The 6325-nt window shown below is 40.1% G+C and carries 7 protein-coding genes; 2 read left to right on the forward strand and 5 right to left on the reverse strand.

Annotated elements, in window-relative coordinates; genetic code table 11:
* The first annotated feature begins 49 nt into the window (after positions 1 to 49).
* Together B4F91_RS00945 and B4F91_RS00950 are read left to right on the forward strand one after the other, a co-directional pair.
* Positions 50 to 982 (forward strand): hypothetical protein, encoded by a 933-nt coding sequence (locus tag B4F91_RS00945; RefSeq protein ID WP_286939131.1) that lies wholly within the window; start codon positions 50 to 52, stop codon positions 980 to 982.
* 192 nt (positions 983 to 1174) lie between these two features.
* Positions 1175 to 2026, forward strand: coding sequence for a tetratricopeptide repeat protein (locus B4F91_RS00950; RefSeq protein ID WP_121637871.1), 852 nt, complete (start codon positions 1175 to 1177; stop codon positions 2024 to 2026).
* A 118-nt stretch (positions 2027 to 2144) separates the two neighbouring features.
* Here B4F91_RS00950 and serA read toward each other — a convergent pair whose 3' ends face one another.
* The 5 genes from serA to metK form a co-directional block, all read right to left on the reverse strand.
* Entirely contained in the window at positions 2145 to 3374 is a 1230-nt protein-coding gene (gene serA, locus B4F91_RS00955; protein ID WP_004586164.1) for a phosphoglycerate dehydrogenase, read from the reverse strand.
* A gap of 9 nt (positions 3375 to 3383) precedes the next feature.
* The gene (gene rpiA, locus B4F91_RS00960; protein ID WP_004586165.1) at positions 3384 to 4037 is read right to left on the reverse strand and encodes a ribose-5-phosphate isomerase RpiA; all 654 of its coding nucleotides are present in this window, start codon (positions 4035 to 4037) and stop codon (positions 3384 to 3386) included.
* A gap of 37 nt (positions 4038 to 4074) precedes the next feature.
* Positions 4075 to 4671, reverse strand: coding sequence for a 5-formyltetrahydrofolate cyclo-ligase (locus B4F91_RS00965; RefSeq protein ID WP_029774275.1), 597 nt, complete (start codon positions 4669 to 4671; stop codon positions 4075 to 4077).
* A gap of 19 nt (positions 4672 to 4690) precedes the next feature.
* Positions 4691 to 5233 carry a hypothetical protein gene (locus B4F91_RS00970; RefSeq protein WP_286939133.1) on the reverse strand — a complete coding sequence of 181 codons (543 nt, stop codon included), beginning with the start codon at positions 5231 to 5233 and terminating at the stop codon, positions 4691 to 4693.
* A gap of 308 nt (positions 5234 to 5541) precedes the next feature.
* On the reverse strand, positions 5542 to 6325 hold a 784-nt coding region (metK, locus tag B4F91_RS00975), incomplete at its 5' end, for a methionine adenosyltransferase (RefSeq protein ID WP_288635329.1).

Raw genomic sequence — 6325 nt, forward strand, 5'->3', positions numbered from 1 at the left:
TACTCTTGAGCATACACAATTTATATACAGATCAGAATAAGGAAATAGCATGAAAAAACTCGTAATAGCCATAGCCGTTGTTGCAGCTGGCGTAGGCGGTGTTAGCTACGCAAACTATGTAGCAACTCAAGAAGTACGTACCGAAGTAGACAAGCAGCTTGCTTTAGTGAGCGATCAAACCGGTGCAACATTTAAATACGCGGGTTTATCGGCAAGTGTTATTTCTAAAAGTGTTGAAATTACTAACATGGAAGTAATTAGCCCTGAAGGTGATAACGTAGCGCATATTCAAAGTATTGAAGTAACCGGTTACGAAACCGATAAAATATCGCCACATACATCGTTTATAGTAAAAAGCTTTCAGTTCGATAAAGACTTTGTAGCAAAACTACCTGCTGATACAAACGAAATGCTTGCCTCTGCAAGTTACGACTTAAGCTCATCGCTCGATTACGATGAACAATCTGGCGACAGCGACGTAGTTTTAAAGCTTGATGCAAAAGATATTGCTAGTTTTAATATGGATGTAGGCCTTGCCAATTCTAAAGCATTAATGGACGCATCCCTTGCGATAAGCAAAGCACAGCAAGAAGCAGGTGACACGCCGCTTACGTACGAGCAAGAGTTACAACAGCAAACCTTAGTTATGCAAGCTATGAGTAAGCTTGAGCCACGAAATATTAATTTAGTACTTAATAACCAAGGCAAATTAAAAGAGCTATTTGTGAGCGAGCTTGAAAAACAAGGAATGACGCTTGAGCAAATGCAAATGACGCTACAGCAACAGTTACAGCAAGCTCCCGTAACTGAAGAAATAGCACAGGCGCTGACTGATTTTGCCAAAGGTTTAAACTCATTAAGCATATCGGCAAAATTGCCTGAAGGTAAAACCATGATGGAAGTAAACCAGCAAATAATGATGTTAGCTGGCCAGCCTGAAGAGCTAGTTAAATTTGTTAATTTAGAAGTTAAAGGCGAGTAAAGTCGTTTTAGCTTTGTAGTTGCCTATATGGTTGGCTGCAAACAATAAAGTTGTTAGAGCGTGGGTATATCTCACGCTTTTTTATGCAATATAATAATCTGTTTTTAAATGCTTTTTCATTGGTTGAACTGCTTGTTTTTTAGTCTCTGTTTGGCTAGTGTATTAGTTATACATACGGAAATGGACCTAATTATGCGCTTATTTTTAATTCTTACCCAAGTAATAATCTTATCGCTTTCGCCTGCCTTATCAGCAAAAACTAATTTTGAGCACAATATCAAGGTGGAGTCATGCTCTTCAGAAAAATGTAAGGAAGAGTTTAAAAAACTAAAGCGATACTCACGTCAACAGATCCCACTTGCTCAAGAGATGTTGGGCACTTTTTATTATAATGGTTATGGTGTAGAGCAAGATTTAAAAAAAGCAAGAAGGTACTTTTATGAAGCCGCTCGTTGGGGGCTGCCTAATAGCCAGTTTAAACTTGGCATAATGATGATTGAAGGCCAAGGTGGTGAAGTTAATAAAAGCCTTGGCTTTACAAACTTACGACATGCCGCTAAAAAGTTACCAAAAGCAAATTATTATATTGCAGCATATATGCTAACTAATAACCCGACAAAAGATGATGCTTTAGAAGCAAAAGAAAAGCTAGAACTGGCAGCAAATAAGGGCTATGTGAGGGCAAATTTTTTACTAGCTAAAGTGTATGAATCAGCAATTTTAGGTCAATCCAATAAAGAAAAAGCAATTAAGCATTATAAAAAGGCGGCTATAAAAGACCCAAGGGCAAAACTAAAGCTTGCCGCTTTAGGCATTGATTTACCAAGAGAGCCTGAAAATAAAGATATTGAGCGTATAACCGTTGTTAGAGAAAAGCAAACAATGGGTAATTTTATCACTAATATAAAAAATATGCCTAGTATGCGAACCGCCGTATCGAGTCGTATTAAAGGAGGTAAATGCGAGGATAGCATCAGCTGTGAAAGTATAAGTGGCTATGAAAACTTGAAACTGTTTAAGCAAGGAGCTACTCAAGGTTTATAATGGGCACCTAGGTAAATGCGTTGAAATGAGAGCTTAAAGTTAAGTTAGCTTTAAAATAAAAAACACCGTATTTATTTTAAACACGGTGTTTATTTAATTATTTTTTACACTTCATCTTTTAGTGAAGAATACGCGCTCTAATTGTACCTTCTACTGCGCTTAGCTCTTTAAGTGCAACTTCTGACTGATCGGTATCTACGTCAATAACTACATAACCAATTGATTCATCAGTTTGTAAGTATTGAGCGGCAATGTTAATACCGTGCTGGGCAAACGCTTGGTTAATTTGTGTAAGTACGCCAGGGCGGTTGTGGTGTACGTGCAATAAGCGGCTACGGTTAGCAAGCTCTGGAAGCGAAACCTCAGGGAAGTTAACCGCTGTAATAGTTGAACCATTATCTGAGTATTTAGCTAATTTACCGGCTACTTCAATACCAATGTTTTCTTGCGCTTCTTGGGTAGAGCCACCAATGTGCGGCGTTAAAATAACGTTGTCGAATTCACGCAGTGGCGATACAAATTCTTCTTCGTTAGATTTTGGCTCAACAGGGAATACATCAATAGCTGCGCCGCTTAGCTTTTTCTCGCTAAGTGCTTCGGCAAGTGCATCAATATCCACTACAGTACCGCGTGAAGCGTTAATTAGTATTGATCCTTGCTTCATTACGGCAAGTTCTGCTGTGCCAATTAGGTTTTTAGTTTGCGGTGTTTCTGGTACGTGTAAACTAATAATATCAGCGCGCTGTAAAAGCTGTGTTAGGTTATGAATTTGTGTTGCATTACCTAAAGAGAGCTTATCTTCAATGTCGTAATACTCTACGTTCATACCTATGTTTTCAGCCATAATACCAAGCTGTGTACCTATGTGGCCGTAACCAATAATCCCGAGCGTTTTACCGCGCGCTTCAAACGAGCCAGTTGCTGTTTTTAACCAGCCGCCACGGTGCGCTGCTGCATTACGCTCTGGAATACCACGTAATAGTAATAGTATTTCGCCAAGTACAAGTTCAGCCACTGAACGAGTGTTTGAAAACGGTGCATTAAATACTGCAATACCGCGCTCGCGAGCTGAGTTTAAGTCAACTTGGTTAGTACCAATACAAAAACAACCAATGGCTACTAGCTTTTCAGCTGAGTCTAAAACTGCTTGGTTAATATGAGTACGAGAACGAAGCCCTACAAAGTGCACATCTTTAATACGCTCTTTAAGTTCGTCCTCAGGTAGCGATGTTTTTACGTAGTCGATGTTGCTGTAACCATTACGTTTAAGCGTTTCTACTGCGCTTTGGTGAACACCTTCAAGCAAGAGAATTTTAATTTTGTCTTTTGCTAACGATACCTTACTCATAACCTCATCCTATTTAATTTGTGGCCCATTTTTAGTGCCGATAATCACTTTATCAGCGCCGCGCATCGCAAATAGGCCGTTGGTAACTACGCCAACAATTGAATTAATTTGTGTTTCAAGTTGTTTGGCATTACTAATACTTAAATTGTGTACATCTAAAATAACGTTACCGTTATCGGTTACTACGCCTTGGCGGTACACAGGGTCGCCACCAAGTTTTAATAATTCACGCGCTACGTAGCTGCGTGCCATGGGTATAACTTCTACCGGAAGCGGAAAATCGCCCAATGTATCTACTAATTTTGTGTCATCAACAATACAGACAAATTGTTTTGCAACGGCTGCGACTATTTTTTCGCGGGTAAGTGCTGCGCCGCCGCCTTTGATCATTTCGTTTTGGGCATTAATTTCATCTGCGCCGTCTACGTATACATCAAGAGCATCTACATCGTTTAGCTCAAACACTTCAATACCTAATGCGTGTAAACGCGCTGTTGAAGCCTCAGAGCTAGATACCGCACCCGTTATGGTGTCTTTTACTGTGCCTAGGGCATCAATAAAATGATTTACGGTAGAGCCTGTCCCCACACCAACAATGGTGTTTTCTTTTACAAACTCGAGTGCAGCCCACGCAGCTGCTTTTTTTAATTCGTCTTGCGTCATTGTTATGCTCATATTTCAAATGTGTAGTGGGTGTTTATTACCAGTGATAAATTTTATCGGGAGTAATAATGGTTTTAAGTGGAACATCCCACGATTCAATTGGCAGTGCATCTACTTTTTGGCAGCTATGTGCTAAGCCTATAAGTTGCGGTTTTTGCCAATTGTAAGCGTGTAATTGCGCCAGTGTTTTATCGTAAAATCCACCCCCCATTCCTAATCTGTTACCTTGATTATCAAATGCTACAAGTGGCATCAGTAAGTAATCTAAATCAGTTAATGGGCATATTTGAGAGCAGTTCAGCTTAGGCTCCAAGATACCATAGCGATTTGCCCTCATGGGTGAGTTTTTTTCATAGCGTTGAAACAGCAAAGTAGCCCCATTAAATGGGTGTATAACGGGTAAGTAAAGGGTATGGCCTTGTTTCCATAACTCATTAATTAACAATGAGGTATCTAACTCCCCATCGTTACTAAAGTAAATGGCTATATGTTTTTTTGAGACTGTTTTATCGCTATTTAGCTGTTGAGTAAAATTCAACTTTAACTGTGTCGCGGCTTTTTCTTGCTGTTTTTTTGATAGATTATTGCGTAATTGGCGAATAGATTGGCGTATGTGTGTACGTTTATTGCTCATTGTAATTACGCACCTTTGATTAAATAGACACTAAATCAGGAAAAGCTAAGTAAACAGCAAGCACAATAAGTAGTAAAACGGCAGTGGCAATCAGTGAATATAACAAAGTATTGCTACGCGTTTTAACAGGTTCATCGAGCTGCTCGTCAAGCATAAGATCATCTTCTTGCCACTCATCGCTTTCGTCTGTAGGGCTTTTTAGCTCATTGCTTGGAAGTCTTTGTTCTAGCTCTTCTAGTTTTTCTTCTAGGCGGATCAGGCTGCTCGTTATGTAATCAAGGGCATCAAAAATCCGTTCATCCCGCTGATTAGCTGCGCTAGGGCTTTGAGTGAGTAGCTCACCTGTGGCTTGTAACTTACTTTTAATGCCTAGGCTTGCCAGTAATTTGGCCTGCTTTAAGGCTTTGTCTTTATTGCTAGGTGCAAAGAGTGCTTTGCCATTAAAAAACTGAGTTACTTTATCTTCAGACGTTTTTAGCTTACTTGCTAAATTTACGCAGGCCGTTTTAGCCTCAGTGCCCTCGGCGAGTCCTACAAACATAACGCGAAAATTATTGGCCATTTACTTATCCCTTAAGCTTTTATTATGCAAAGAGTATATACCTAAAACCGTACGAAATTCGAGGGCTAGCTAATACCAATTTAATTCAAAACACGATTAGTTTAGCGTATTAAATAGCGCACTGACTGCGTTAAAATTATTTATATAAAATAACTGTACGCCGTAAATTCCTTTGTTATTGCACTATTTTTTGGGTGCTATGATAAACAACTAAATTAATGCAATTGATATAAAGCGCATAATTAGCCTTTGCTTTAGATATAAAAACGGCCCTTAAAAGGGCCGTTTATTATTTAATGCATTTTGGCTTAAAGGCCAGCAGCTGCGCGAAGTGCGTCTGCTTTATCTGTACGTTCCCATGGGAATTCGTCACGACCAAAGTGACCGTATGCCGCTGTTGGTTGGTAAATTGGGCGCTCTAAATCAAGCATTTGAATTAAGCCGTAAGGGCGTAGGTCAAAGTGCTCACGAATAAGCTCAATTAAACGACCTTCTTCAAGCTTGCTTGTACCAAAGGTTTCAACGCTGATAGAGGTAGGCTCTGCTACACCAATTGCGTAAGATACTTGTAGCTCACACTTATCAGCAAGGCCTGCAGCCACTACGTTTTTAGCTACGTAACGTGCAGCGTATGCAGCTGAGCGGTCAACTTTTGATGGATCTTTACCTGAGAAAGCACCACCACCGTGACGTGCCATACCACCGTATGTATCTACGATGATTTTACGACCTGTTAAACCACAGTCGCCCATAGGTCCGCCAATTACAAAGCGACCCGTTGGGTTAATGAAAAATTTAGTCGCGCTAGTAATAAGCTCTGCAGGAAGTACCGGCTTAATGATGGTTTCCATCACGGCTTCTACTAAGTCATTTTGCGAAATTTCTTCAGCGTGCTGAGTAGAAAGCACAACTGCATCAATACCTACTGGCTTGCCGTTTTCGTATGCAAAAGTTACTTGAGATTTTGCATCTGGGCGTAACCAGTTAAGCTCGCCGCTTTTACGTACTTGCGCTTGGCGCTGTACTAAACGGTGTGAGTAAGTAATTGGCGCAGGCATTAGTACTTCTGTTTCGTTACATGCATAACCAAAC

The sequence above is a fragment of the Pseudoalteromonas sp. UBA6610 genome (assembly GCF_002433295.1).
Classification (GTDB): Bacteria; Pseudomonadota; Gammaproteobacteria; order Enterobacterales; family Alteromonadaceae; genus Pseudoalteromonas; species Pseudoalteromonas atlantica.

Bases quoted from the DNA above. Each gene is read 5' to 3' on its own strand.
- B4F91_RS00945 (WP_286939131.1), top strand. From the start codon at position 50: ATGAAAAAACTCGTAATAGCCATAGCCGTTGTTGCAGCTGGCGTAGGC.
- B4F91_RS00950 (WP_121637871.1), top strand. From the start codon at position 1,175: ATGCGCTTATTTTTAATTCTTACCCAAGTAATAATCTTATCGCTTTCG.
- serA (WP_004586164.1), bottom strand. From the start codon at position 3,374: ATGAGTAAGGTATCGTTAGCAAAAGACAAAATTAAAATTCTCTTGCTT.
- rpiA (WP_004586165.1), bottom strand. From the start codon at position 4,037: ATGACGCAAGACGAATTAAAAAAAGCAGCTGCGTGGGCTGCACTCGAG.
- B4F91_RS00965 (WP_029774275.1), bottom strand. From the start codon at position 4,671: ATGAGCAATAAACGTACACACATACGCCAATCTATTCGCCAATTACGC.
- B4F91_RS00970 (WP_286939133.1), bottom strand. From the start codon at position 5,233: ATGGCCAATAATTTTCGCGTTATGTTTGTAGGACTCGCCGAGGGCACT.